Below are 22222 nucleotides of genomic sequence, written 5' to 3'. Positions count from 1 at the left end.
CTGCCCTGCCTCAGGGCTTGCGGTTCAGGTCCCGGTACCGCTCGACCTGAGCGACATCCGGTTCCGCTTCAAGCGCGGTCAGCACTGCATGAAGATGCTCTGCGTCCCGCAGGTCGACCTCGACAATCAGCCGGTAGAAATCCGGTTTGCGGTCAACGAACGTCAGATCGGAGATATTGGCCTTGTGGGTGCCAATCAAGGTGCAGATTCGCCCCAGCACGCCCGCATCGTTCGCAATCGTGAGATTGAGGCTGACGGAATAGGCGGCGGCGTGCCGACCCGAGTGCCAGTGCAGGTCGATCCAGCGCGCGGGCTGATCCTCGAACTCGGCCAGCGCGGGGCAGTCGATGGCGTGAACGACCACGCCCTGCCCGCGATAGGTGATGCCGACGATCCGCTCGCCGGGCACCGGCTGGCAGCAGTTCGCGCGCCGGAAGCTTTGGTCGGCGGTCAGGCCCAGGACGGCCCGGCGCGAATCAACCTCCTCGGACGGGTTCTGCGCCAGTTCGGGATAGATCGCCGCGAGAACCTCGCTCGCGGTCAGTTCGGCCGAACCGATGCGCGCCAGAACTTCCTTCTCATCGGCCAGGGCCAGGTTCTTGGCCGCAATCTTCAGGGCCTTCTCGGTGACCTTGCGGCCGACATGCTCGAACGCGACGCGGGCCAGTTCCTGACCGAGCTTGACGAAACGCTCGCGGTCCTCTTCCCGCAGGCTGCGGCGGATAGCGGACTTGGCGCGGCCGGTCACCACGATGTCGATCCAGGTCGCCTGCGGGCGCTGCCCGGTCGCGGTGATGACCTCGACCGACTGGCCGTTCTTCAGCCGCGTCCAGAGCGGCACGCGAATCCCGTCGACCTTGGCGCCGACGCAGGAATTGCCGATCCGGGTGTGGATCGCATAGGCGAAGTCGATGGGCGTCGCCCCCTTCGGCAACTGCACCACGTCGCCCTTCGGCGTGAAGCAGAAGACCTGGTCGGAATACATCTCGAGCTTCACGTTCTCGAGAAACTCGTCGTGATCCTCGCCGGTGTCGAAGCGTTCGGTCAGCGTGGCGATCCATTTCGCGGGATCGACAGCGAAGGGGTTCTGCGCACGCTGGCCGTCACGGTAGGACCAGTGGGCGGCGACCCCCGCCTCGGCCACCTCGTGCATCTGCCGGGTGCGGATCTGCACCTCCACCCGCTTGCCGTCGCGCCCCGACACGGTGGTGTGGATGGAGCGATAGCCGTTCGACTTCGGCTGGCTGATGTAGTCCTTGAACCGCCCCGGCACCGCGCGCCAGCGGCGGTGGATCGCGCCGAGGATGCGGTAGCAGTCGCTTTCCGACCGGCAGATCACGCGGAAGCCGTAGATGTCCGACAGGCGCGAGAAGGCAAGCTGCTTTTCCTGCATCTTGCGCCAGATCGAATAGGGCTTCTTGGCGCGGCCGTAGACATCGGCCTCGATCGCCTCCTTCTCCAGCTCCAGCCGGATGTCGGCGGTGATCTTCTGGATCACGTCGCCGGTTTCCTTCTGGAGCGTGATGAAGCGCCGGATGATCGAGGATCGCGCCTCGGGGTTGAGGACGCGGAAGGACAGGTCCTCAAGCTCCTCGCGCATCCACTGCATGCCCATGCGGCCAGCGAGCGGCGCGAAGATGTCCATCGTCTCGCGCGCCTTGCGCGCCTGCTTTTCGGCCGGCAGCGACTTGATGGTGCGCATGTTGTGCAGCCGGTCGGCCAGCTTGACGAGGATGACCCGCAGGTCCTTCGACATCGCCATGAACAGCTTGCGGAAGTTTTCCGACTGCTTCGAGGCGGTCGAGGACAGTTGCAGGTTGGTCAGCTTGGTGACCCCGTCCACCAGTTCCGCGATCTCCTCGCCGAACTGGCGGGCGACCTCGGCGAAGGTGGACTTGGTATCCTCTATCGTGTCGTGCAACAGCGCCGTCACGATGGTGGCGTCGTCCAGCCGCTGCTCGGTCAGGATCGCGGCGACGGCGACGGGGTGGGAGAAGTAATCTTCTCCCGAATGGCGCTTCTGGCCCTCGTGCATCCGGCGGCCATAGTCATAGGCGCGCCGGATCAGGTCGGCATTGGTGTGCGGATTGTAGTTGTGGACAAGGGCGATGAGGTCTTCGACGTCGATCATCGTGGTCCGCTCGTCCCGGGCGTGAGCCTTCAGCCCTGGCCCTGCGCTTCCATCAACTGGCGCAGAAGACGCTCTTCGTCCATGTCGTCGTGGGCGGGACGATCGACCTCGGTCCGCATCAGAAGCGCCATGGCGTCATCCTCGGGCTCGTCGACCTCGATCTGCGTCTGGTGGCTTTCGATCATCCGCTCGCGCAGTTCCGCGGCGGTCTGCGTCTCGTCCGCGATCTCGCGCAGTGCCACGACGGGGTTCTTGTCGTTGTCGCGGTCGATCGTCAGCCCGGAGCCTGCGGCGATTTCGCGCGCACGATGCGCCGCGAGCATGACCAGCTCGAACCGGTTCGGAACCTTGTCAACGCAATCTTCGACCGTCACGCGGGCCATCGGCTACTCCAATCCATCTGGGAAGGTGGAAGCCGCTATTTATGCCCTATGTCCAGCCTTGACAAGCACGGAATCCCCCTCAAAGCGGCCGGATCGCCGCTTTGTCGGCCTCGGGCAGGGCAGCGGCCATCTCCGCGACCGTCTTCCCCGTCCGCGGATGGCGCCACAGGGGGGCGATGTCCATCAGCGGCACAAGCACGAATCCGCGGTCCTGAAGCCGGGGATGGGGCAGGATCAGACGGTCCGGCGCCACCTCGCGCTGGCGCGCGGGGTCAAGCGCTCGCCAGCGGTCCTGGGTGGCCGCGTCGGGCAAGACCTTGTCCCCCATCGCGAGAAGGTCGAGGTCGAGCGTGCGCGCGCCCCAGCGCGTCGTCCGTTCGCGCCCGTGCAGCGCCTCGACATCGTGCAGCACCGCAAGCAGCGCACCGGGGGCAAGCGCGGTGGACAGAAGGGCCGCGGCATTGACGTAGTCCGGCCCGGACCCGGCCGGGAAGGCCGGTGTCAAGAAGAACCTGCTGACCGCCTGAAGCCGCCCCGCCCTGCCGGCAAGATCGGCCAGGGCGATGCGCAGGAGGTCGGCCGACCCGACCGTTCCGGCCGGAAGGTTTCCGCCGAGCGCGATCAGCGCCTGCCTATCCTTTTGGACAGATACCATTGACCCTCCCGATGTTGCTTACTGTAGCTCCACTCAGACCTTCGCCGAAACCGGATTGGCCAACCCGGTGCCGCCGGAACGGACTTCGGCAACACCTATTTTGGAAGGAACATTTGATGTTCTACAAGGACGAACGGCTTGCGCTGTTCATCGACGGGTCGAACCTCTATGCGGCCGCGAAGGCGCTCGGGTTCGACATCGACTACAAGCTTCTCAGGCAGGAGTTCGAGCGGCGGGGCAAGCTTCTGCGCGCGTTCTACTATACCGCGCTGCTGGAGAACGACGAGTATTCGCCGATCCGCCCACTGGTGGACTGGCTGCACTACAACGGCTTCTGCATGGTGACGAAGCCCGCGAAGGAATACACCGACAGCCAGGGCCGGCGGAAGGTCAAGGGCAACATGGACATCGAACTGACCGTCGATGCCATGGAACTTGCCCCCCGCGTCGATCACATCGTCCTGTTCTCGGGCGATGGCGATTTCCGCCCGCTGGTCGAAAGCCTGCAGCGGCAGGGGGTGCGGGTCTCGGTCGTCTCCACGATCCGCTCGCAGCCGCCGATGATCGCCGACGAATTGCGCCGGCAGGCCGACAACTTCATCGAGCTTGACGCGCTGCGCGAGGTGATCGGGCGGCCGCCGCGCGAGCCCCGCTACGAGCGTGAGGAAGAGGCCGCCGGCGGTAAGTGAGCCGGCGGCGACCGCAGCGGGGCGGGCCGGCCCCGGCGCAGGCCGCGCCCCGCAGGCGGCGGACGGCCGGTTGTCTCGGACCCGGGGCTGGCTTAGTGTCCCGGCACGACGGACCGAGGACGCGATGACCGAACAGCTCACCCTTTACCTGGCAGCGCCGCGCGGCTTCTGCGCCGGCGTCGACCGCGCCATCCGCATCGTCGAGATGGCGATCGAGAAATGGGGGGCACCCGTCTATGTCCGCCACGAGATCGTGCACAACCGCTTCGTCGTCGACGGCCTGCGGGCGAAAGGCGCGGTCTTCGTCGAGGACCTCGACGACTGCCCCGCCGACCGGCCGGTGATCTTTTCCGCCCATGGCGTGCCGAAAGCGGTACCGGCCGAAGCCGCGCGGCGCGGCATGACCTTCGTCGATGCCACCTGCCCGCTGGTCTCCAAGGTCCATATCGAGGCGGAGCGGCACCACGAGAACGGCCTGCAGATGGTGATGATCGGCCACGCCGGCCACCCCGAGACCCTGGGCACGATGGGCCAGTTGCCGGAAGGCGAGGTCATCCTGGTCGAGACGGTGGCGGACGTGGCCAAGATCGCGCCCCGCGATCCGGCCCGGCTGGCCTTCATCACCCAGACGACGCTGTCGGTCGACGACACCGCCGAAGTGGTCGCGGCCTTGAAGACGCGCTTCCCCGCCATCGTCGGGCCGCACAAGGAAGACATCTGCTATGCCACCACGAACCGGCAGGAGGCCGTGAAGGCGATCGCGCCGAAGATCGACGCGCTGCTGGTGATCGGGGCGCCGAATTCGTCGAACTCGCGCCGGCTGGTCGAGGTCGGCCGTGCCGCGGGCTGCGCGCACGCGCAACTGGTGCAGCGCGCCGGCGACATCGACTGGCGCGCGCTCGGGCGGCTGCGGTCGGTCGGCGTCACCGCCGGGGCCTCGGCGCCGGAGGTGCTGGTGAACGAGGTCATCGACGCATTCCGGGCACGGTTCGACGTGACGGTGGAAATGGTCGAGACCGCGCGCGAGAACGTGGAGTTCAAGGTCCCGCGCGCGCTCCGCATTCCGGCCTGACCGGCGGCGGGCGGGCCGTGGGGGCTGTCTGCCCCCACACCCCCGAGGATATTTGGAAAAAGAAGAAGCAGATGCCGGATCTTTTCGCCTTTACCGACGGGGCCTGTTCTGGAAATCCGGGGCCGGGGGGATGGGGCGTGCTGATGCGGGCCGTCGAGGCCGGCAGCGTCGTGCGCGAGCGCGAATTGAAGGGCGGCGAGGCGGAGACGACGAACAACCGCATGGAGTTGCTGGCGGCGATTTCCGCGCTGGAGGCGCTGAAGTGGCCGTCGACGATCACCATCGTCACCGACAGCGCCTATGTGAAGAACGGCGTGATGACCTGGATCCACGGCTGGAAGCGGAACGGTTGGCGCACCGCGGACAGGAAGCCGGTGAAGAATGTCGATCTCTGGCAAAGGCTCGATGCGGTGCAGGCCGGCCACCGGGTGACCTGGGAATGGATCAAGGGACATGCGGGTCATCCCGAGAACGAACGCGCCGACGAGCTGGCGCGGGCGGGCATGGCGCCGTTCAAGCCGCGAAGGGCGGGGACGAATGACGCTGCTTGAGCTTCTCGACTATGCCTCCGTTATCGTCTTCGCGCTGACGGGGGCGCTGGTCGCGAGCCGCGCGCAGCTGGACATCGTCGGCTTCGCCTTTGTCGCCGCTCTGACCGCCACCGGGGGCGGCACGGTGCGCGATGTCATCCTTGACCGCAACCCGGTCTTCTGGGTTGCCGAGCCCGGGTTCATTCTGGCGGCGGTCGCGGCGGCGGCCCTGGTATTCTTCACCGCGCATCTGTTCGAGAGCAGGCTGAAGCTGCTGACCTGGCTCGACGCGCTGGCCCTTGCGGTCGCGGTTCCGGCCGGAACCGGGGTGGCGATGGCGTTGGGCCATGGCGCGGCGGTCGTGCTGCTGATGGGCGTGGCGACGGGTTGCCTGGGCGGGCTCATGCGCGATGTCGTCTGCAACGAGGTGCCGCTGGTCCTGAAGCAGGGGGAGCTTTATGTGACCGCAGCCCTGGCCGGGGCGGCGGCGGCGATCCTTGCATCGCAGGTCGCGCCCGAGAGCGTCGCCCTTCCCGCCTGCGCCGCGGTTACCTTCACCCTGCGGGCAGGCAGCCTTCTGTTCGGATGGCGCCTGCCGGTCTATCGCTCGCGCCCGCCACGCCGGTAATCAGGCCTGAAAGAGGCCGCGGAAGCGCTCGCGCAGGAGGTTCTTCTGCACCTTGCCCATGGTGTTGCGCGGCAGGTCGGGAACGACGGCGATGTGCTTGGGGCGCTTGAAGGCCGCGATCTCCTGCGCGAGATGCTTTCCCAGCGCCTCCGGGTCGAGCGTCACGCCCTTCGCGGCTACCACGACGGCCACCACGGCTTCGCCGAAGTCGGGATGCGGCACGCCGATAACGGCACTTTCCAGAACGCCGGGGCAGGCATCGAGCGCCATCTCGACCTCTTTCGGGTAGACGTTGAAGCCGCCCGAGAAGATCAGGTCCTTCGCCCGGCCGACGATGGTGACATAGCCGTCCGCGTCGATCCGCCCGAGGTCGCCGGTGATGAAGAAGCCATCCGCGCGCAGTTCTTCCTTCGTCTTTTCCGGCATCTGCCAGTAGCCTTGGAAGACGTTCGGGCCGCGCACCTCGATCACGCCGATCTGGCCCTGCGGAACCTCGCGCCCCTCGCTGTCGCATACCTTCAGTTCCACCCCCGGCAGGGGCAAGCCGACGGTGCCCGGGCGGCGTTCCCCCTCACAGGGGTTCGAGGTGTTCATGTTGGTCTCGGTCATGCCGTAGCGTTCGAGGATGCGGTGGCCGGTCCGGCCCTCCCACTCTCGGTGGGTGTCGGCGAGAAGCGGCGCGGAACCCGAGATGAAAAGCCGGATGCCTGCGACAAGGTCCCGGGTCAGGCGCGGGTCATCGAGCAGGCGGGTGTAGAAGGTCGGCACACCCATCATCGCGGTTGCCCGAGGCAGGGCCCGGATCACCGCATCGGCGTCGAACTTCGGCAGGAAGATCATCGGGCATCCGGCAAGGAGCGCCACGTTCGTCGCGACGAATAGGCCGTGGGTATGGAAGATCGGCAGCGCGTGGAGCAGCACGTCGGCCCCGGTGAAGCGCCAGTGGTCGACCAGAACCTCGGCGTTCGACAGGAGGTTACCGTGGCTGAGCATCGCCCCCTTCGACCGCCCCGTCGTGCCCGAGGTGTAGAGGAGCGCGGCAAGCGTCCCGGGCCCGCAAGGCTCCGTCGGGAAATCCTCTGCCTGCCCGCGCGCGAGGGCGCCGAAACTGCCGCCGCCATCGGCGTCGAGCGTCAGGAGCGCCGCGCCGCAGTCTGCCGCAACGGGGGCGAGCGTCTCGGCCCGCGCTGCATCGGCCAGAAGCAGGCGGGCCCCGGAATCGCCGACGAAGTAGGCCACCTCGGACGGGGTGTAGGCGGTGTTGAGCGGCAGGAAGACGACCCCCGCGCGGATCGCCGCGGCGATCACGGCCAGCATCTGGGGGCTTTTCTCCAGTTGCAGGGCCACCCGGTCGCCGGGGCGCAGGCCCGCAGCCCTGAGCGCCTGCGCATGGCGGCCGATCATCGCCAGGAAGTCGCGATAGGAAAGCGTTTGCCCGTCGGCCAGGATCAGGAAGGTGGCGTCGCTGCCCGCGTGGCGCCCGAACAGCGCGTCGTAAAGGTGGTTCGTCATGCCGCCCCCTGATACCCGTCTTCCCTTCGCCCTTACCTTCCGCGCCGGCGGAAATCTAGGCGGCGCGGCGGGGGAACAGGCTGAGCGCGAAGATCACCGCCGCGGCGGCCACGATCGACGGCCCGGCGGGCGTGTCGAGGCGCAAGGACAGCCAGAGCCCGCCCAGCACCGAAAGGGCGCCGAAGGCCGTAGCGAAAAGCGCCATCGCCTCGGGCGACCGCGCCAGGCCGCGTGCGGCGGCGGCCGGGATGATCAGCATCGCCGCGATCAGGAGCGCGCCGACGATCTTGACCGCCACCGCGACGACCACCGCCAGCGCGAGCGTCAGCACCAGCCCCTCTCGGCGCGGGTCGATCCCGGAGGCGCGCGCCAGCGCCTCGTCCACGGTCGCGGTCAGAAGCGCCTGCCAGCGCCACAGGAGCAGGCCGAGCACCAGTGCGACCCCACCCCACACCCAGGCCAGGTCAGCGGTCGTGACCGCCAGGATATCCCCGAAGAGGTAGGCCGACAGGTCGGTGCGGACGGCGGGAAGGAAGGACACGGCGATCAGACCGAAGGCAAGGGCGGAATGGGCAAGCACACCCAGCACGGTATCGGCGGCCTGTCCGCGCCCGGTCAGCGCTGCGGCGATCAGGCCCATCGCCAGCGCCACCGCCAGCATGCCGGACTGAAGCGGAAGGTCGGCGGCGAGCGCAAGCGCCACGCCGAGGATCGCGGCATGCGCGGTCGCATCGCCGAAGAACGCCATCCGGCGCCAGACGACGAAAGCGCCAAGCGGGCCGGTCGCCAGCGCGAGGCCCATGCCTGCGATGGCAGCGCGGATCAGGAAGTCGTCAGGCATCGTGGCGCTCATGCGTTTGGCGGGACGGGTCCGCGGCATCGCGCGGCGCGGCGGGATGATGGTGGTGATGCCCGTGGTCGTGATCATGGTCGTGGTCATGGTCATGGTCATGCACATGGCGGTAGAGCGCCAGCGCCCCGCCGGTTCCCAGCCCGAAAAGCGCCCGGTATTCGGGGGCCTCGGACACGATGTGCGGCGCGCCCTCGCAGCAGACATGGCCGTTCAGGCAGATGACGCGGTCGGTCGCGCTCATCACCACATGAAGGTCGTGGCTGACCATCAGGACGGCGACGCCGGTTTCGGCCCTGACCTCTTCGACCAGGCGGTAGAAGGCGGCCACGCCCGGCTGATCAAGGCCCTGCGTGGGCTCGTCCAGGATCAGGATTTCGGGCGAGGACAGCAGCGCGCGCGCCAGCAGGACACGCTGGAACTGCCCGCCCGACAGCACCGCCATCTGCCGCGCACCCAGCCCCGGCACGCCCACGCGCGCCAGCGCCACCTGCGCTGCGGCGTCCGTCACGCGGTCGGGCAGCGACAGGAACCGCCGCACGCTCATCGGCAGGCGGGCATCGAGGTGCAGCCGCTGCGGAACATAGCCGATGCTGAGACCGGGCGCCCGGTTCACCTGTCCTTGCGAAGGTTTCTCAAGTCCGATCAACGCCTTGATGAGCGTCGACTTGCCCGACCCGTTCGGGCCGACGATGGTGACGATCTCGCCCTTGGTGATGGAGAGGTTGACCGCAGACAGGATCGTGCGGTCGCCGTGGCGGATGGTCAGCCCGCGCGCCTCGACCAGTTTCATCGTGCCGCCTCCGCGCAGCCGGGGCACAGGCCCAGGGCCTCGGCGTTCATGCGCTCGATGGCAAAGCCGAGCGCACGGGCCGCAACCTCCATCGCCGCGCGAACCGCCTCGGCCGGGGCCTCGGCAACCGCGCCGCAGGTCCGGCAGATGAAGAAGGCCGGGGCATGCGTCTCGCCCGGATGCATGCAGGCGGCAAAGGCGTTCAGCCGCCGGATGCGGTGCGCCAGTCCCTGTTCGACCAGGAACTCCAGCGCCCTGTAGGCGACGGGGGGCTTGTTGCCGTAGCCCTCCGCCGCAAGCCGCTCCAGCACCTCGTAGGCGCCCATGGCCCTGTGCGCCTCAAGCAGGATCTCAAGCGCGCGGCGGCGCACAGGGGTCAGCCGGACGCCGCGTTCTTCCGAAAGCGCGTCGGCCCGGGCCAGGACATCATCCGTGCAATGGCCGTGGTCGTGCTTGGCAAACGCCAGGACCGCGTTGTCGCAACCTTGGGTCATTTCGCCCCTTACGTTATGTTATCACAATACGTCTTGACTGTTACGATATAACATAAGATATGAGCCGGATGCCCGCAAGACGGAGTTCCCATGCGCAGCCTCGCCCTGACCCTCGCCCTCGCCGCCACTTCGGCCGCCGCCCCGGCCGCCGCCGAAGTTCCGCAGGTCGTGACCGACACGCCGGTCGTCCATTCGCTGGTTGCGTCCGTCATGGGGGAACTGGGGACACCGGGCGTTCTGCTGGTCGGCGGCGCGGATGCGCACGACTTTCAGCTGCGCCCGTCCCAACGCGGCGAGCTCGGTGCCGCCGATGTCGTCTTCTGGATCGGGCCGGAGATGACACCTTGGCTGGACCGCGCGCTTGAGGCCGCCGCACCCGGCCGTTCGGTCGCCCTCCTTCAGGTGGACGGCACCCGGATTCGCCCCTTCGACGACGCGGACGCGCCGGGTGACGATCATGAAGACGAGCACGACCACGACCACGGCGCCACCGACCCGCATGCCTGGCTTGACCCTGCCAACGCCGCCCTCTGGCTCGACACGATTGCGGGGACGCTTGCCGAGATGGACGGCGAACATGCCGACACCTACCGCGCCAACGCAGTCGCCGCGAAGGCTGCCATCGCGGCCGTGGTTGCGACGATCGAGGCCGATCTGGCCGCCACCCCCCGCGCGCCGGTCGTCGTGTCCCACGATGCGCTGGGCTACTTTGCGGATCGCTTCGGCCTGACCATCGCTGAGCGCATTTCCGAAGGCGACGCCGCAACACCCGGCGCGGCGCATCTGAGCGCGATTCGCGCCCTTCTTGAACAGGGCGGCGCGGCCTGCGTCTTTCCGGAAGCCGGCAGCGATCCGAAGATCATCGCGGCGTTGGCAGAGGGCACATCCGCCCGGATCGGCCGCCCGCTCGATCCCGAGGGTCGCGCTCAGGAACCCGGGCCGGGCCTTTACGGCGCCGTGCTGGAGGGGACGGCGGCGGCGTTCCGCGACTGCCTGGCCGAAGGGAACTGAGCCGGCGGGCTCAGTCGTAACTGGCCATGACCTCGTACATCACCGGCTCGAACCGGGAACAGAGCGACGCGATGCGCCGGTTTCTTTCCCGCATCTCCGGGGTCCGCAGCATGGCCTGGAAATCCTCGCGCCGCCGCCACTGCGAATAGTTGGCGATGCGGGTCTGTGCATCGTTCATGTGCAGGCCCGCGCCGATGAAGCCGGGCTGGTGCGAAATGAACCTGTCATAGGCCTCCCGCAGTTCGTCCATAAGGTCCTGCGCCGTGCCGGGGGTCATCTCGAAGGTCGTGATCACTGTCTGGCCGGAGAACTCTTTCGAAATCGAGGGCATGGCTTCCTCCCTGGCGCGTCCTGACCCGACTATGGCGCCCGCGACCGGGTCCTGTAAACAGGCTTTGCCCTATCCCGGCATGCGCCCGCCGGTCGCGTCGGTGACGGTGTCTGCCGCGGCACGGACGCGCGCCCCGATCGCCGGCGCATCGTCAAGCGCCATGCGGAACGCGGGGCCCGAGACCGAGAGGCCCGCCACCGGCTCGCCATGGGCGTTGAAGATCGGCGCGGCGACGCAGCGCATCCCCTCGGCCCGTTCCTGGTCGTCGATTGCGTAGCCGCGCGACCGGGTCGCGGCAAGATCGGCCAGCAACGCCTCCGTCGTCGCGAGCGAGCGGGGGGTGAGCGTCGCCAACCCCTCGGCCGCGATCTGGCGCACCCGCGATTCGGGATACCAGGCCAGCAGCGCCTTGCCGATCCCCGAGGTATGCATGGCCGACAGCGTGCCGGGCGGAAAGAAGGCGCGGATCGCCTCATGCGTCTCCACCTGGCTCAGGAACAGCACCCGGTCGCGATGTTCCACCCCGAGGTTCGAGGTTTCGCCGGTTTCCCGCATCAGCCGGTCCATCGGTTGACGCGCGCGCTCCACCACCTTGGTGCGGCGTAGGAATTCCGACCCGACGCGAAAGGCGCCGCCGCCGACATGCCAGAGCTGGCCCGGTTCCTCCACCTCGACGAAGCCGTGCGACTGCAGCGTGGTCAGCACGCGGTAGACGGTGGGGATGGACTGCCCGCTGCGGTGCGCGAGCTCGGACAGGGTCAGGCCGCCCGCCTCGCTCACCACCTTCAGGATCATCAGCGCGCGGTCGAGCGACTGGATGGTGTTCTGTTCGGTGCGGTCGTGAAAGCTTTTCGGCCGCCCCCTGGCGCGTGGCTCTGCCATCCCCTGCCCTCCTGCTTTTGCCATTCCGAAAACACGTTTCAATCGATGAAAAACGCAAATCATCACCGTTTCAACACCTTGAATCATTTTTCCGTCCATTGAAATTATTTTTCGAAAAAATTGGAGACTCTGCCCCGCTCGACTATCCTGCAGGCTGTTCCGAATTGGGGGAGCCCATGTCCTATCAGAATCCGGTCTTCATTCCCGGCCCGACCAACATCCCGGAGGTCATCCGCAAGGCCTGCGACATGCCGACGGTCGACCACCGTTCGCCCGCCTTCGCGCGGATCTTCAAGCCGGCCCTCGCCGGCGTGAAGGCGGTGCTGGGCACCCGGGCGGGCGAGGTCATCCTGTTCCCCTCGACCGGCACCGGTGGGTGGGAGGCGGCGATCTCCAACACGCTCAGCCCCGGCGACACCGTGCTGGCGGCGCGTTTCGGCATGTTCAGCCACCGCTGGATCGACATGTGCCAGCGCCACGGGCTGAACGTCGAGATCATCGAGACGCCCTGGGGCGAAGGCGCGCCCCTCGCGGCCATCGAGGCCGCGCTGGCCGCCGATGCTTCGCATCGCATCCGCGCGGTTCTTGCCACCCACAACGAGACGGCGACCGGTGTGAAAAGCGATATCGCCGGCATCCGCAAGGCCATGGACCGGGCGAAGCATCCCGCGATGCTTTTCGTCGACGGGGTCAGTTCCATCGGCTCGATGCCGTTCGAGATGGACGGCTGGGGCGTCGATATCGCGGTCGCGGGCAGCCAGAAGGGCTTCATGCTGCCCGCGGGCCTCGCCATCCTCGGCCTGTCGCCCAGGGCGGTCGCGGCGATGGACACCGCCACCCTGCCCCGCACCTTCTTCGACTTCCGCGACATGATGCGCACCTACGCGGCGGGCGGCTATCCCTACACCCCGGCGGTCGGGCTGATCAACGGGCTGGCCACCTCGGTGCAGATGCTGCAGGACGAGGGGCTGGCCAATGTCTACGCCCGCCACCACCGCATCGCCGAGGGCGTGCGCCGCGCCGTCGCCGCCTGGGGGATGCGGCCCTGCGCGGCCTCGTCGGACCTTTATTCCGACACCGTCACCGCGGTCGTCGTGCCCGAAGGGTTCAACGGCACCGACATCGTGAAGCTGGCCGCGGAGAAATATGGCATGGCCTTCGGCGTCGGCCTCGGCGAGGTCGCGGGCAAGGTCTTCCGCATCGGCCATCTCGGCAGCCTGACCGATGCGATGATGCTGGCGGGCCTGGCCACGGCGGAAATGTGCATGGCCGACCTCGGCTATCCGATCACGCTTGGCGCGGGCGTCGCGGCGGCGCAGGATCATTATCGCAATAGCGCCGGTGAGGCCGCGAAGGCGGCGGCGTGAGATGAAGGACCAGTCCATGCACATCCCGAGCTATCAGGACATGCTGGATGCGCACGACCGCATCAAGCCCTTCATCCGCCGCACGCCGATCCGCACCTCGGACTATCTGAACGAGTTGGCGGGCTGCGAGCTGTTCTTCAAGTGCGAGAACTTCCAGGAGCCGGGCGCCTTCAAGGTGCGCGGCGCGGCGAACGCGGTCTTCGGGCTGGACGAGGCGCAGGCGGCCAGGGGCGTGGCCACCCATTCCAGCGGCAACCACGCCTCGTGCCTGAGTTATGCCGCCATGCTGCGCGGCATCCCCTGCAACGTGGTGATGCCGCACACGGCCCCGCAGGCCAAGAAGGACACGGTGCGCCGCTACGGCGGCAGGATCACCGAATGCGAACCCTCGACCTCATCGCGTGAGGCGACCTTCGCGAAGGTGCAGGCCGAAACCGGTGGCGACTTCGTGCATCCCTACAACGACCCGCGCGTGATCGCCGGTCAGGGAACCTGTTCGCGGGAACTGGTGGAGGATACCGACGGGCTCGATTTCGTCGTGGCACCGATCGGCGGCGGCGGCATGATCTCGGGCACCTGCCTGACGCTTGCGACGCTGGCGCCGGAGACCAAGGTGATCGCGGCGGAGCCGGAGCAGGCCGACGACGCCTATCGCAGCTTCAAGGCCGGCCACATCATCGCCGATGACGCGCCGAAGACGGTGGCCGACGGCCTTCTGGTGCCGCTCAAGGACCTGACCTGGCACTTCGTGAAGACCCATGTCAGCGACATCTTCACCGCCTCCGACGCGGAGATCGTCGAGGCGATGAAGCTGACCTGGAAACACCTGCGCGTGGTCATGGAACCGTCAAGCGCGGTGCCGCTGGCCACCATCCTGAAGAACCACGACCGTTTCGCCGGCAAGCGCGTCGGCGTGATCATCACCGGCGGCAACGTCGATCTGGACAGACTGCCCTGGATGCAGGGCTGAGGAGGCAAGAATGAACGCACCCGTGAACCTGAACGCGCTGGAAGTCGGCTTCGACATTCCCGCCAAGCCCGGCATGGACGAAAGGGACATCCAGACGCCGTGCCTCGTCCTCGACCTTGACGCGCTGGAGCGCAACATCAGGAAGATGGGCGACTATGCCCGGGCGCACGGGATGCGCCACCGGGTGCATGGCAAGATGCACAAGTCGGTCGACGTGGCGAAGCTGCAGGAACGGCTGGGCGGCGCGGTCGGCGTCTGCTGCCAGAAGGTGAGCGAGGCGGAGGTCTTCGTGCGCGGCGGCATCAAGGACGTGCTGGTGTCGAACCAGGTGCGCGATCCGGCGAAGATCGACCGGCTGGCGCGGTTGCCGAAGCTGGGCAGCCGGATCATCGTCTGCGTGGACGACATCGCCAACGTGGCCGACCTGTCGGCGGCGGCGGTCCGGCACGGGACCGAGTTGGAGGTCTTCATCGAGATCGACTGCGGCGCAGGCCGCTGCGGCGTGACGACGACCGAGGCGGTGGTAGCGATCGCAAAGGCCGTCGATGCGGCGCCGGGGCTGAAGTTCACCGGCATCCAGGCCTATCAGGGCGCGATGCAGCACATGGACAAGTACGAGGACCGCAAGGCCAAGCTGGACACGGCGATCGCCATGGTCCGGGATGCGGTCGAGGGGCTGAAGGCCGCGGGGCTGGATCCGGAACTCGTCTCGGGCGGCGGCACCGGATCCTACTATTTCGAAAGTGCCTCGGGCGTCTACAACGAGCTTCAGTGCGGCTCCTACGCCTTCATGGATGCCGACTATGGCCGCATCCTCGACAAGGACGGGCACCGGATCGACCAGGGCGAATGGGAGAACGCCTTCTTCATCCTGACCAGCGTCATGAGCCACGCGAAGGCCGACAAGGCGATATGCGACGCGGGTCTCAAGGCGCAGTCCGTCGACAGCGGGCTGCCGGTCGTCTACGGCCGCGACGACGTGAAATACATCAAGTGCTCGGACGAACATGGTGTCATTTCGGACCCCAGCGGTGTGCTGAAGGTCAACGAGAAACTGAAGCTGGTGCCCGGCCACTGCGACCCGACCGCCAACGTCCATGACTGGTACGTCGGCGTCCGGAACGGCAAGGTCGAGGTGGTCTGGCCGGTGTCGGCGCGCGGCAAGGCCTATTGATCGCGCATTGCGCTAGGCAGGTGGGGGCGCTGCCCCCACACCCCCGGAGTATTTGCACCAGAATGAAAGGGAAGCGGCATGCTGATCGTGCCTGAGAAGCTGATTGCCGATCTCGTCTCGGCCGAGGATGCCTTTGCCGCGGTCGAGGCGACCTTTGCCGCCATGGCGCGGGGCGAGGCCACCAACTTTCCGGTGGTGCGGGAGGCCCTGGGCGAGGGCCGGCAATACGGCTTCAAGTCGGGGCTGGATCGCGCGGGCGGCATGCTGGGCGTGAAGGCGGGGGGCTACTTTCCCGGCAACATGGCGCGGGGCATGACCAATCACCAGTCGACGGTCTACCTGTTCGACCCCGAGAGCGGGCGGCCGACGGCGATGGTCGGCGGCAATCTTCTGACCGCGCTGCGCACGGCCGCGGCCTCGGCCCTCTCGATCGACCGGCTCGCGCGGCCGGATGCAAAGGTCCTGGGCATGGTGGGCGCAGGTCACCAGGCGGCGTTCCAGTTGCGCGCGGCGGCAAGGGTGCGGCGCTTCGAGAGGGTCATCGGCTGGAACTACCATCCCGACATGCTGCCGAAGCTGGGCGAGGTGGCCGCGGAACTGGGGCTGCCCTTCGAGGCGGTGGCCCTGGAGCGGATGGTGGAGGCCGATGTGATCGTCACCATCACCTCCTCGCCCGCGGCCTCGCTCCTGTCCGCCCATGTGGGCCCCGGCACGCATCTGGCCTGCATGGGAACCGATACGAAGGGCAAGCAGGAGGTGGAACCGGCGCTTCTGGCCCGTGCGCGCCTCTTCACCGACGAGGTGGCGCAGTCGGTAAGCATCGGCGAGGCACAGCATGCCATCGCGGCGGGCCTTGTGCGCGAGGCTGACATCACCCCGATCGGGGCGGTGATCGCGGGGCTTGCACCGGGGCGCCTGGGGCAGGAAGAGATCACCCTGTTCGACGGAACCGGCGTGGGCCTGCAGGACCTCGCGGTTGCCGGGGCTGCCGTGCGGCGCGCGGTGGAACGCGGCCTGGCGGCTTCGGTCGAGGTCTGAGGCGGCGCGCCCGGGTGCAGGCGCCGGGGGTTTCACACCCCCGGACCCCCGTGGAGTATTTCGGCCAGAATGAAGAGCAGGCATGCCCGGGGCGACCCCTGCGTATCGGGTACAAGATCGGGGGTTCCGTGACGCGCGCCTTCGTGGTTTGACTGAACCGGACGGTTGACGGGGGGCAGGCATGGCGGTTCGGGTCGCGATCAACGGGTTCGGCAGGATCGGCCGGTCGGTGCTGCGCGCGGCGCTGTCGGACCCGCGCCATGCCGATGTCGAGATCGTTGCCATCAACGACATCGCGCAACCCGAGATGGCGGCCTATCTGTTCGAGTACGACAGCACCTTCGGCCCCTGGAAAGGCTCGGTCCGACTGGAAGGCGGCGCGCTGATCGTCGACGGGCAGGGGATCGCGCTGAGCGCGGTGCGCGACCTGTCATTGCTCGATCTTGGCGGCGTCGACGTGGTGATGGAATGCACCGGCCTTGGCGGAGAGCGGTCCTTTGCGGAGGCGGGGCTCAAGGCGGGGGCGGGACGGGTTCTGGTCTCCGGCCCCTCGGGTTCGGCGGACTTCACCTTGGTGATCGGGGCGAACGAGGGGCGGCTGACGCGCGACCACCGGATCGTCTCCAATGCGTCCTGCACCACCAATGCCCTCGCGCCGCTGGCGCGGCTGATCGAGGCGGAATGGGGGATCGGGACCGGGTGGATGACCACCATCCACTGCTATACCGGGTCGCAGCCGACGGTGGATGCACCGGGGGCGGATTTTGCCCGCTCGCGCGCGGCCGCGCTGTCGATGGTCCCGACGACGACCTCCGCGCAGCGGCTTCTCGACGTGGTCCTGCCCGAGATCGCCGGGCGGATCGAGGGGGCGGCGGTCAGGGTGCCCACGGCTTCGGTCTCGGCGGTGGACCTGAGCGTGATGACGCGCTCCGCCGTCACGCGCGAGGGAGTGAACGCGGTGCTGAAGGCCGCGGGTGGCGTTATCGGCTGGACCGAGCGGCCGCTGGTATCGTCGGACCTGCGCGCTCGGCCCGAAAGCATCGTCATGGCACTGCCGGAAACGCATGTGACCGCGGGCGGGCTGGTCCGGGTCTTCGGCTGGTACGACAACGAGTGGGGGTTTTCCAACCGCATGCTCGATGCCGCGCGTCTGATGGCGGCGCTTTAGGCGAGCGCGGCCAGCACCCCTTCGAGCCGCTCAAGGAAGATGTCCGCGTGGTCCGGGGCGAAGACGAGCGGCGGGCGGATCTTCAATGTGCTGGCGGTCCTGCCGGTGGCCGAGATCAGCACCCGCGCCGCGCGCAGGTCGTTGACGATGCGGTGGGCCAGGGCCGCATCGGGCGCGCCTTCGGTCACGATGTCGGCGCCGATGAAGAGGCCCGCACCGCGCACCGCGCCGAGCGCCGGGAAGCGGGTCGAAAGTGTCCGGAGACCCTGGACGAGATAGGCCCCCGTGCTCCGGGCATTGGCGATCAGGTCTTCCGCCTCGATCACGTCAAGGACGGCGGCGGCGGTCGCCGCGGCAACGGCATTGCCGCCGAAGGTGTTGAAGTAGCGCCCCCTGGCCCCGAACTCCGCGACGACCTCGGGGCGCAGCACGAGGCCCGCGACAGGGTAACCGTTGCCCATGGGCTTGCCGAGCGAGACCATGTCGGGGACGATGCCGTGGCGGGCAAAGCCCCACATCCCGGCGCCGGTGCGTCCGAAGCCGGGCTGCACCTCGTCGGCGACGAAGAGACCACCGGCCGCGCGGATGGCGGCGACGGCAGGGGCGAGGAAACCCGCGGGGTCGGGGATGACGCCGTCCGAGGAAAAGACCGTGTCGACGATCAGGACTGCGGGGCGGATGCCGTGGCGGGCAAGATCTTCGATGGCGGCCTGCACGCCTAGGGCAAAGACCTCTCCGGTCCGCGCACCAAGGGCGGGGATCGGCGCGGGGACGGTGCGGACATGCTCGCCCAGGGGCACGCCGGGGCCGAGCGAGGGCGAGAAGCCGGCGACGGCAAGTGTTACGCCATGATAGGCGTTTTCGGTCACGATGATGCCCGATCCGCCCGTGTGTTCGCGCGCGATGCGGAGCGCGAGGTCATTGGCCTCGGACCCGGTGCAGGTGAACATCAGGTGGCCGAGTTCGGCCGGAAACGTCGCAAGCAGGCGCTCGGAGTACTCCAGGATCGTCTCGTGCAGGTAGCGGGTGTGGCTGGCGAAGGTCGCGGCCTGCCGCGCCATCGCCTCGACCACGCGGGGGTGGCAGTGCCCGACCGAGGCGACGTTGTTGTAGGTGTCTAGGTAGGCCTCGCCCGCCGCATCGTAAAGCCAGACGCCTTCGCCCCGGACGAGGTGCACCGGGGTTTCATAGAACAACCGGTAGGCGGGGCCGAGCGCGCGCGCGCGGCGCGCGACAAGGACCGCATCCTCTGGCGGAAGGTCGCCCTTGCCGGGGACGAAGGCGTTGGGCATGGCTTCGCGGGCTGTCATGGCCGGGTCTCCGTTGCGCGGGCGATATGGGTACGGGCGGCGGCGCGGCCCGCGACGGTGAGCGCGGCGAGACCGGCGCCGGAGGCCGGGACGTTGCGCAGGATATAGGGCGCGTTGTCGGGGTACAGGCCGGCGCGCCAGTGGGCGATAACGACCGTCAGCACCATGCGCATGGCGATGAGGTCAGGGACAAGCCGCGCCTCCTCCGCCGTCAGCGGCAGGACCGCATGCCAGGCCGCCACGACCTCGGCCAGCGTGTCGAGCGGGCGGGCGGGGTCCGCGTGATAGGAGGCTGCCACGGCGAGGTCGCAGATGCGCGGCGTGCGCACCATGTCGCCGAAATCGAGGATGCCGGTGACGGCCTGCCCGTCCGGATCAGTCAGCAGGTTGAACGGGTTGAGGTCGGCGTGAACCACTTGCCAAGGAAGACCGGGAAGCGCCGGGGCGATTTCAGCGTCGAACCGGCCGAGCCAGAGCGCGGCGAGGTCATGGAGACGCGGGTCGGTCACCGAGGGCAGGAACGGGCGCAGCCGGGCCGCATTGCGGATGTCCCACAGAAGCTCGTGCCCGGCGGCGGGATGGTCGAACCCGGCAAGCGCGCGCGTCAGTCGGGCGGCCGTCAAGCCAAGACTGCGCCGCAGCGCCGGGTTGGACGGGACGCGGGGCATGGGGTGGCCGTCCACCCAGCTGAGCAGCCGAAGCACCTCGCCCCCCGGCAGGAGCACGGAGCAGCGTCCGTCAAGCGCAGGGACGACGCGCGGGACCGGCAGCGCGGGATCGCGGGCCGCGATATGCAGCAGGGCGCCGATCTGGAAATCCGTCACGTCCGCCGGCTCGGCGGCGTTGCCGATCTTGAGCACGAAGCTGTCGCCCGCCGCGGTGGTCAGGCGGAAGTTCAGGTCCCGTTCGGAGGTCAGCCGGTCAAGCCGCCCGGTCCGCCCGAAGTGACGTTCGGCAAGGCCGAGCGCCTCGTCCGGGGTGAAGGCCGGGGGCGGTGCGGTGAGGCTTGGGGCGGCGGCGATCACGGTCATTCAATTTGATCAAATCTTCACGCCACCTCACCACGAAAGCGGCGCCCGTTCAAGCGCGAAGCAGCAGGGGGCGGGCGCCGCCGCCCCCTGCCGGGGTCTCAGTGATCGGCCACGCTGGCGGCCTGCCGCAGATCTTCCGCGGTGCCGCGCGCGCCGTTGAAGAAGGCGTTCAGCGCCACCGCGGCGATCGTCGCCAGCAGGATGCCGGATTCGATCAGCGGGTGGATTTCGTGCGGCATCCACATCTTGAAGTTTGGCGCGACGAGCGGGATCATCCCGAACCCGACCGAGACCGCAACGATGAAAAGGTTATTGCGGTTCCTCGCAAAGTCGACGCCGGCGAGGATGCGGATGCCGGTCGCGGCGACCATGCCGAACATGACGAGCCCCGCGCCACCCAGGACCGAGGTCGGAACCGCCTCGACCAGTGCGCCCATCTTCGGCACGAGGCCGAGCACGATCAGGATCAGCCCGCCCGCCACGCAGACGAAGCGGCTCTTGATCCCCGTGACGCCGACGAGACCCACGTTCTGGCTGAACGAGGTGTAGGGGAAGGTGTTGAACACCCCGCCGATGAGCGTGCCGAGGCCGTCGGTGCGCAGGCCCGCGGACAGGCGGTTCTGCGTGACCTTCACCCCGGTCATGTCGCCCAGCGCGAGGAACATGCCGGTCGATTCGATCATCACCACGATCATCACCATGACCATGGTCAGGATCATCACCCAGTCGAAGATCGGCATGCCGAAGTGGAAGGGCGTGATCATGTCGAACCAGGCGGCCTCGCCGACCTTGGTGAAGGCCATCTTGCCCGCGACGGTGGCGATGACGCCGCCGACGATGATCCCCAGAAGCACCGAGATATTGGCGACGAAGCCCCGACCGTAGCGGGCGATCAGCATGATCGAGACCAGGACGATCGCCGAGATCGCGATGTTGCCAAGGGGTGCATAGGCGGGATTGTTCATCTTCGCGGCCACGGCCAGCCCCTCGGGAACTGCCGGGACGGCGCCGCCGCCGGCCGCGGCCAGGTCGGTCACGGCCTTCAGCCAGTCGGCGTGGGCCGGGTCCACGATCTGCGGCGCGGTCGGGCCGACCGGGTTGCCGAAGATCCAGTTGATGCCGATCCGCATCAGCGAGACGCCGATCACAAGGATGATGGTGCCGGTCACGACCGGCGGAAAGAAGCGCAGCATGCGGCTGACAAGGGGCGCGATCAGCATCGCGATGATGCCTGCCGCGATGATCGAGCCGAAGATGAGGCGCGCGCCGTCCGGCCCCGGGTTGGCGTTGGCGATGGCCACCATCGGGCCGACAGCGGCGAAGGTCACGCCCATCATCACCGGCAGGCGGATGCCGAACCACTGCGTGGCACCCAGCGACTGGATCAGCGTGACGAGGCCGCAGGCAAAGAGGTCGGCCGAGATCAGGAAGGCCACGTCCTCGGGCGCGAGCTTCAGCGCACGCCCGATGATCAGCGGCACGGCGATCGCGCCCGCATACATGACGAGCACGTGTTGCAGCCCGAGCGTAAAGAGCTTGGGCGCCGGCAGGACTTCGTCCACCGGGTGGGTCTTGTCGGTCATCACTGTCCTCCTCGGGGTCTGATGTTCTTCGCGCCGTCTCCGCGCCGCCCCGGGGGCGCGGTCCGGTTAGTCTGTCCTCACCTCCCCCGTTCCTCCCCGGGGGTAGCGCGGGGTCTTATCCGGCCACGCGCCAGGGCGCGGGATACCGGTATTCCTCAAGGTTCGGGCCGTCGCCGATGCGGTCGACCACGGCGAAAAGGCCGGGGGCGGCGAGCGGCGTCAGAACCCCGTGCCAGGTGCCGCGGTGCAGGTTGATGCCCTGCCCGGGCGCGGTCAGGAAGGCGCGCGGATCGCCGGGCACGCCGCCTTCGTCCGGGGCCACGATGACGAGGAAGGGCTGCGCGGTCATCGGCAGGAAGGCTTGCGAGCCGTCCGGGTGGCGTTCGACCAGGTCGAAGTCGTACGGCAGTGCGCGCGGCTCCGCATCGAAGATCGAGATGCCGGCGCGGCCGGCGTGAAAGTCGAGCCGGGCGCGGTCATGGTGACGGCGGCAGAGACCTTCGTTGATCAGGCGGAAGTCGCCCGTGGCCTCGAGCACGTCGCCGAAGGGGGCGAAGGCGGCGGCGGTCAGCGGCTCGGGCCGGATCACCCTCATCGCCGCGTCGCGCCGTTGGCGAGGC

The 22222-nt window shown here is 68.2% G+C and carries 23 protein-coding genes; 10 read left to right on the top strand and 13 right to left on the bottom strand.

Annotated features, from left to right (window positions below; genetic code table 11):
* Positions 1–10: 10 nt before the first annotated feature.
* From N5I32_RS12395 to folK, 3 genes are all read right to left on the bottom strand, one after another.
* The gene (locus N5I32_RS12395) at positions 11–2131 is read right to left on the bottom strand and encodes a RelA/SpoT family protein (protein WP_261496190.1); all 2121 of its coding nucleotides are present in this window, start codon (positions 2129–2131) and stop codon (positions 11–13) included.
* Positions 2132–2160: 29 nt separating this feature from the next.
* Positions 2161–2514, bottom strand: coding sequence for a DNA-directed RNA polymerase subunit omega (gene rpoZ, locus N5I32_RS12390; protein WP_261496189.1), 354 nt, complete (start codon positions 2512–2514; stop codon positions 2161–2163).
* A 79-nt stretch (positions 2515–2593) separates the two neighbouring features.
* Positions 2594–3169, bottom strand: a complete 576-nt coding sequence (gene folK, locus N5I32_RS12385) for a 2-amino-4-hydroxy-6-hydroxymethyldihydropteridine diphosphokinase (RefSeq protein WP_261496188.1) — start codon at positions 3167–3169, stop codon at positions 2594–2596.
* Between the two features lie 116 nt (positions 3170–3285).
* Between folK and N5I32_RS12380 the strand changes: the two genes are divergently transcribed.
* The 4 genes from N5I32_RS12380 (at position 3286) to N5I32_RS12365 (ending at position 6088) form a co-directional block, all read left to right on the top strand.
* Positions 3286–3858 carry a LabA-like NYN domain-containing protein gene (locus tag N5I32_RS12380; RefSeq protein ID WP_261496187.1) on the top strand — a complete coding sequence of 191 codons (573 nt, stop codon included), beginning with the start codon at positions 3286–3288 and terminating at the stop codon, positions 3856–3858.
* Between the two features lie 124 nt (positions 3859–3982).
* Positions 3983–4930: a 4-hydroxy-3-methylbut-2-enyl diphosphate reductase gene (gene ispH, locus N5I32_RS12375; protein WP_261496186.1), complete on the top strand. Its 948-nt coding sequence runs from the start codon at positions 3983–3985 to the stop codon at positions 4928–4930.
* Between the two features lie 71 nt (positions 4931–5001).
* A complete protein-coding gene (gene rnhA, locus N5I32_RS12370) occupies positions 5002–5481 on the top strand; it encodes a ribonuclease HI (RefSeq protein WP_261496185.1) in 480 nt (159 codons plus the stop codon).
* Complete coding sequence (locus N5I32_RS12365) at positions 5468–6088, top strand: trimeric intracellular cation channel family protein (RefSeq protein ID WP_261496184.1); 621 nt, start codon at positions 5468–5470, stop codon at positions 6086–6088. Before rnhA ends, N5I32_RS12365 begins: the two co-directional genes overlap by 14 nt.
* Here the strand turns inward: N5I32_RS12365 and N5I32_RS12360 are convergent, their stop codons facing one another.
* Genes N5I32_RS12360 through N5I32_RS12345 form a run of 4 tightly spaced genes read right to left on the bottom strand, consistent with a single transcriptional unit; the run spans position 6089 to position 9737 of the window.
* Entirely contained in the window at positions 6089–7600 is a 1512-nt protein-coding gene (locus N5I32_RS12360; protein ID WP_261496183.1) for a malonate--CoA ligase, read from the bottom strand.
* A gap of 55 nt (positions 7601–7655) precedes the next feature.
* Positions 7656–8441 (bottom strand): metal ABC transporter permease, encoded by a 786-nt coding sequence (locus N5I32_RS12355; protein ID WP_261496677.1) that lies wholly within the window; start codon positions 8439–8441, stop codon positions 7656–7658.
* Positions 8434–9243, bottom strand: coding sequence for a metal ABC transporter ATP-binding protein (locus N5I32_RS12350; RefSeq protein ID WP_261496182.1), 810 nt, complete (start codon positions 9241–9243; stop codon positions 8434–8436). The genes N5I32_RS12355 and N5I32_RS12350 overlap by 8 nt, the downstream gene beginning before the upstream one ends.
* Positions 9240–9737, bottom strand: a complete 498-nt coding sequence (locus N5I32_RS12345; protein WP_261496181.1) for a transcriptional repressor — start codon at positions 9735–9737, stop codon at positions 9240–9242. The genes N5I32_RS12350 and N5I32_RS12345 overlap by 4 nt, the downstream gene beginning before the upstream one ends.
* A gap of 90 nt (positions 9738–9827) precedes the next feature.
* On the opposite strand from N5I32_RS12345, the gene N5I32_RS12340 reads away from it, so the two are divergent.
* Positions 9828–10748, top strand: coding sequence for a zinc ABC transporter substrate-binding protein (locus N5I32_RS12340; RefSeq protein WP_261496180.1), 921 nt, complete (start codon positions 9828–9830; stop codon positions 10746–10748).
* A 10-nt stretch (positions 10749–10758) separates the two neighbouring features.
* Here the strand turns inward: N5I32_RS12340 and N5I32_RS12335 are convergent, their stop codons facing one another.
* Positions 10759–11079 (bottom strand): antibiotic biosynthesis monooxygenase family protein, encoded by a 321-nt coding sequence (locus N5I32_RS12335; protein ID WP_261496179.1) that lies wholly within the window; start codon positions 11077–11079, stop codon positions 10759–10761.
* 69 nt (positions 11080–11148) lie between these two features.
* Positions 11149–11961 carry an HTH-type transcriptional regulator BhcR gene (bhcR, locus tag N5I32_RS12330; protein ID WP_261496178.1) on the bottom strand — a complete coding sequence of 271 codons (813 nt, stop codon included), beginning with the start codon at positions 11959–11961 and terminating at the stop codon, positions 11149–11151.
* Between the two features lie 176 nt (positions 11962–12137).
* Between bhcR and bhcA the strand changes: the two genes are divergently transcribed.
* From bhcA to N5I32_RS12305, 5 genes are all read left to right on the top strand, one after another.
* Positions 12138–13328: an L-aspartate--glyoxylate aminotransferase BhcA gene (bhcA, locus tag N5I32_RS12325; RefSeq protein WP_261496177.1), complete on the top strand. Its 1191-nt coding sequence runs from the start codon at positions 12138–12140 to the stop codon at positions 13326–13328.
* A gap of 1 nt (position 13329) precedes the next feature.
* Complete coding sequence (bhcB, locus tag N5I32_RS12320; RefSeq protein ID WP_261496176.1) at positions 13330–14298, top strand: beta-hydroxyaspartate dehydratase BhcB; 969 nt, start codon at positions 13330–13332, stop codon at positions 14296–14298.
* 10 nt (positions 14299–14308) lie between these two features.
* Positions 14309–15472, top strand: coding sequence for a 3-hydroxy-D-aspartate aldolase BhcC (bhcC, locus tag N5I32_RS12315; protein ID WP_261496175.1), 1164 nt, complete (start codon positions 14309–14311; stop codon positions 15470–15472).
* A 78-nt stretch (positions 15473–15550) separates the two neighbouring features.
* The gene (gene bhcD / locus N5I32_RS12310; RefSeq protein ID WP_261496174.1) at positions 15551–16510 is read left to right on the top strand and encodes an iminosuccinate reductase BhcD; all 960 of its coding nucleotides are present in this window, start codon (positions 15551–15553) and stop codon (positions 16508–16510) included.
* A gap of 181 nt (positions 16511–16691) precedes the next feature.
* Positions 16692–17678 (top strand): type I glyceraldehyde-3-phosphate dehydrogenase, encoded by a 987-nt coding sequence (locus N5I32_RS12305; RefSeq protein WP_261496173.1) that lies wholly within the window; start codon positions 16692–16694, stop codon positions 17676–17678.
* Here N5I32_RS12305 and N5I32_RS12300 read toward each other — a convergent pair.
* The 4 genes from N5I32_RS12300 to N5I32_RS12285 form a co-directional block, all read right to left on the bottom strand.
* Positions 17675–18988 (bottom strand): aspartate aminotransferase family protein, encoded by a 1314-nt coding sequence (locus tag N5I32_RS12300; RefSeq protein WP_261496172.1) that lies wholly within the window; start codon positions 18986–18988, stop codon positions 17675–17677. The two genes, N5I32_RS12305 and N5I32_RS12300, sit on opposite strands and share 4 nt — an antisense overlap.
* On the bottom strand, positions 18985–20019 hold the full coding sequence (locus N5I32_RS12295) for a phosphotransferase (protein WP_261496171.1): 1035 nt from the start codon (positions 20017–20019) through the stop codon (positions 18985–18987). The genes N5I32_RS12300 and N5I32_RS12295 overlap by 4 nt, the downstream gene beginning before the upstream one ends.
* Positions 20020–20117: 98 nt before the next feature.
* Positions 20118–21602: a nucleobase:cation symporter-2 family protein gene (locus N5I32_RS12290; protein ID WP_261496170.1), complete on the bottom strand. Its 1485-nt coding sequence runs from the start codon at positions 21600–21602 to the stop codon at positions 20118–20120.
* A 115-nt stretch (positions 21603–21717) separates the two neighbouring features.
* The gene (locus N5I32_RS12285; RefSeq protein WP_261496169.1) at positions 21718–22197 is read right to left on the bottom strand and encodes an ureidoglycolate lyase; all 480 of its coding nucleotides are present in this window, start codon (positions 22195–22197) and stop codon (positions 21718–21720) included.
* Between the last annotated feature and the right edge of the window lie 25 nt (positions 22198–22222).

The sequence above is a fragment of the Albidovulum sediminis genome (genome assembly GCF_025380365.1).
In the GTDB taxonomy this organism is placed as follows: Bacteria; Pseudomonadota; Alphaproteobacteria; order Rhodobacterales; family Rhodobacteraceae; genus Albidovulum; species Albidovulum sediminis.
The sequence above is the reverse complement of the archived record's forward strand: the minus strand, read 5'-3'. Positions and strand labels throughout refer to the sequence as shown.

Excerpts from the sequence above, each read along its gene's own strand:
- N5I32_RS12350 (WP_261496182.1), bottom strand. The coding sequence starts at position 9,243 with ATGAAACTGGTCGAGGCGCGCGGGCTGACCATCCGCCACGGCGACCGC.
- bhcR (WP_261496178.1), bottom strand. The coding sequence starts at position 11,961 with ATGGCAGAGCCACGCGCCAGGGGGCGGCCGAAAAGCTTTCACGACCGC.
- N5I32_RS12345 (WP_261496181.1), bottom strand. The coding sequence starts at position 9,737 with ATGACCCAAGGTTGCGACAACGCGGTCCTGGCGTTTGCCAAGCACGAC.
- N5I32_RS12285 (WP_261496169.1), bottom strand. The coding sequence starts at position 22,197 with ATGAGGGTGATCCGGCCCGAGCCGCTGACCGCCGCCGCCTTCGCCCCC.
- N5I32_RS12300 (WP_261496172.1), bottom strand. The coding sequence starts at position 18,988 with ATGACAGCCCGCGAAGCCATGCCCAACGCCTTCGTCCCCGGCAAGGGC.
- bhcC (WP_261496175.1), top strand. The coding sequence starts at position 14,309 with ATGAACGCACCCGTGAACCTGAACGCGCTGGAAGTCGGCTTCGACATT.
- bhcA (WP_261496177.1), top strand. The coding sequence starts at position 12,138 with ATGTCCTATCAGAATCCGGTCTTCATTCCCGGCCCGACCAACATCCCG.
- N5I32_RS12305 (WP_261496173.1), top strand. The coding sequence starts at position 16,692 with ATGGCGGTTCGGGTCGCGATCAACGGGTTCGGCAGGATCGGCCGGTCG.
- N5I32_RS12340 (WP_261496180.1), top strand. The coding sequence starts at position 9,828 with ATGCGCAGCCTCGCCCTGACCCTCGCCCTCGCCGCCACTTCGGCCGCC.
- folK (WP_261496188.1), bottom strand. The coding sequence starts at position 3,169 with ATGGTATCTGTCCAAAAGGATAGGCAGGCGCTGATCGCGCTCGGCGGA.
- N5I32_RS12380 (WP_261496187.1), top strand. The coding sequence starts at position 3,286 with ATGTTCTACAAGGACGAACGGCTTGCGCTGTTCATCGACGGGTCGAAC.
- rpoZ (WP_261496189.1), bottom strand. The coding sequence starts at position 2,514 with ATGGCCCGCGTGACGGTCGAAGATTGCGTTGACAAGGTTCCGAACCGG.
- bhcB (WP_261496176.1), top strand. The coding sequence starts at position 13,330 with ATGAAGGACCAGTCCATGCACATCCCGAGCTATCAGGACATGCTGGAT.
- N5I32_RS12295 (WP_261496171.1), bottom strand. The coding sequence starts at position 20,019 with ATGACCGTGATCGCCGCCGCCCCAAGCCTCACCGCACCGCCCCCGGCC.
- N5I32_RS12335 (WP_261496179.1), bottom strand. The coding sequence starts at position 11,079 with ATGCCCTCGATTTCGAAAGAGTTCTCCGGCCAGACAGTGATCACGACC.
- N5I32_RS12365 (WP_261496184.1), top strand. The coding sequence starts at position 5,468 with ATGACGCTGCTTGAGCTTCTCGACTATGCCTCCGTTATCGTCTTCGCG.
- N5I32_RS12360 (WP_261496183.1), bottom strand. The coding sequence starts at position 7,600 with ATGACGAACCACCTTTACGACGCGCTGTTCGGGCGCCACGCGGGCAGC.
- bhcD (WP_261496174.1), top strand. The coding sequence starts at position 15,551 with ATGCTGATCGTGCCTGAGAAGCTGATTGCCGATCTCGTCTCGGCCGAG.
- N5I32_RS12395 (WP_261496190.1), bottom strand. The coding sequence starts at position 2,131 with ATGATCGACGTCGAAGACCTCATCGCCCTTGTCCACAACTACAATCCG.
- rnhA (WP_261496185.1), top strand. The coding sequence starts at position 5,002 with ATGCCGGATCTTTTCGCCTTTACCGACGGGGCCTGTTCTGGAAATCCG.
- N5I32_RS12355 (WP_261496677.1), bottom strand. The coding sequence starts at position 8,441 with ATGCCTGACGACTTCCTGATCCGCGCTGCCATCGCAGGCATGGGCCTC.
- N5I32_RS12290 (WP_261496170.1), bottom strand. The coding sequence starts at position 21,602 with ATGACCGACAAGACCCACCCGGTGGACGAAGTCCTGCCGGCGCCCAAG.
- ispH (WP_261496186.1), top strand. The coding sequence starts at position 3,983 with ATGACCGAACAGCTCACCCTTTACCTGGCAGCGCCGCGCGGCTTCTGC.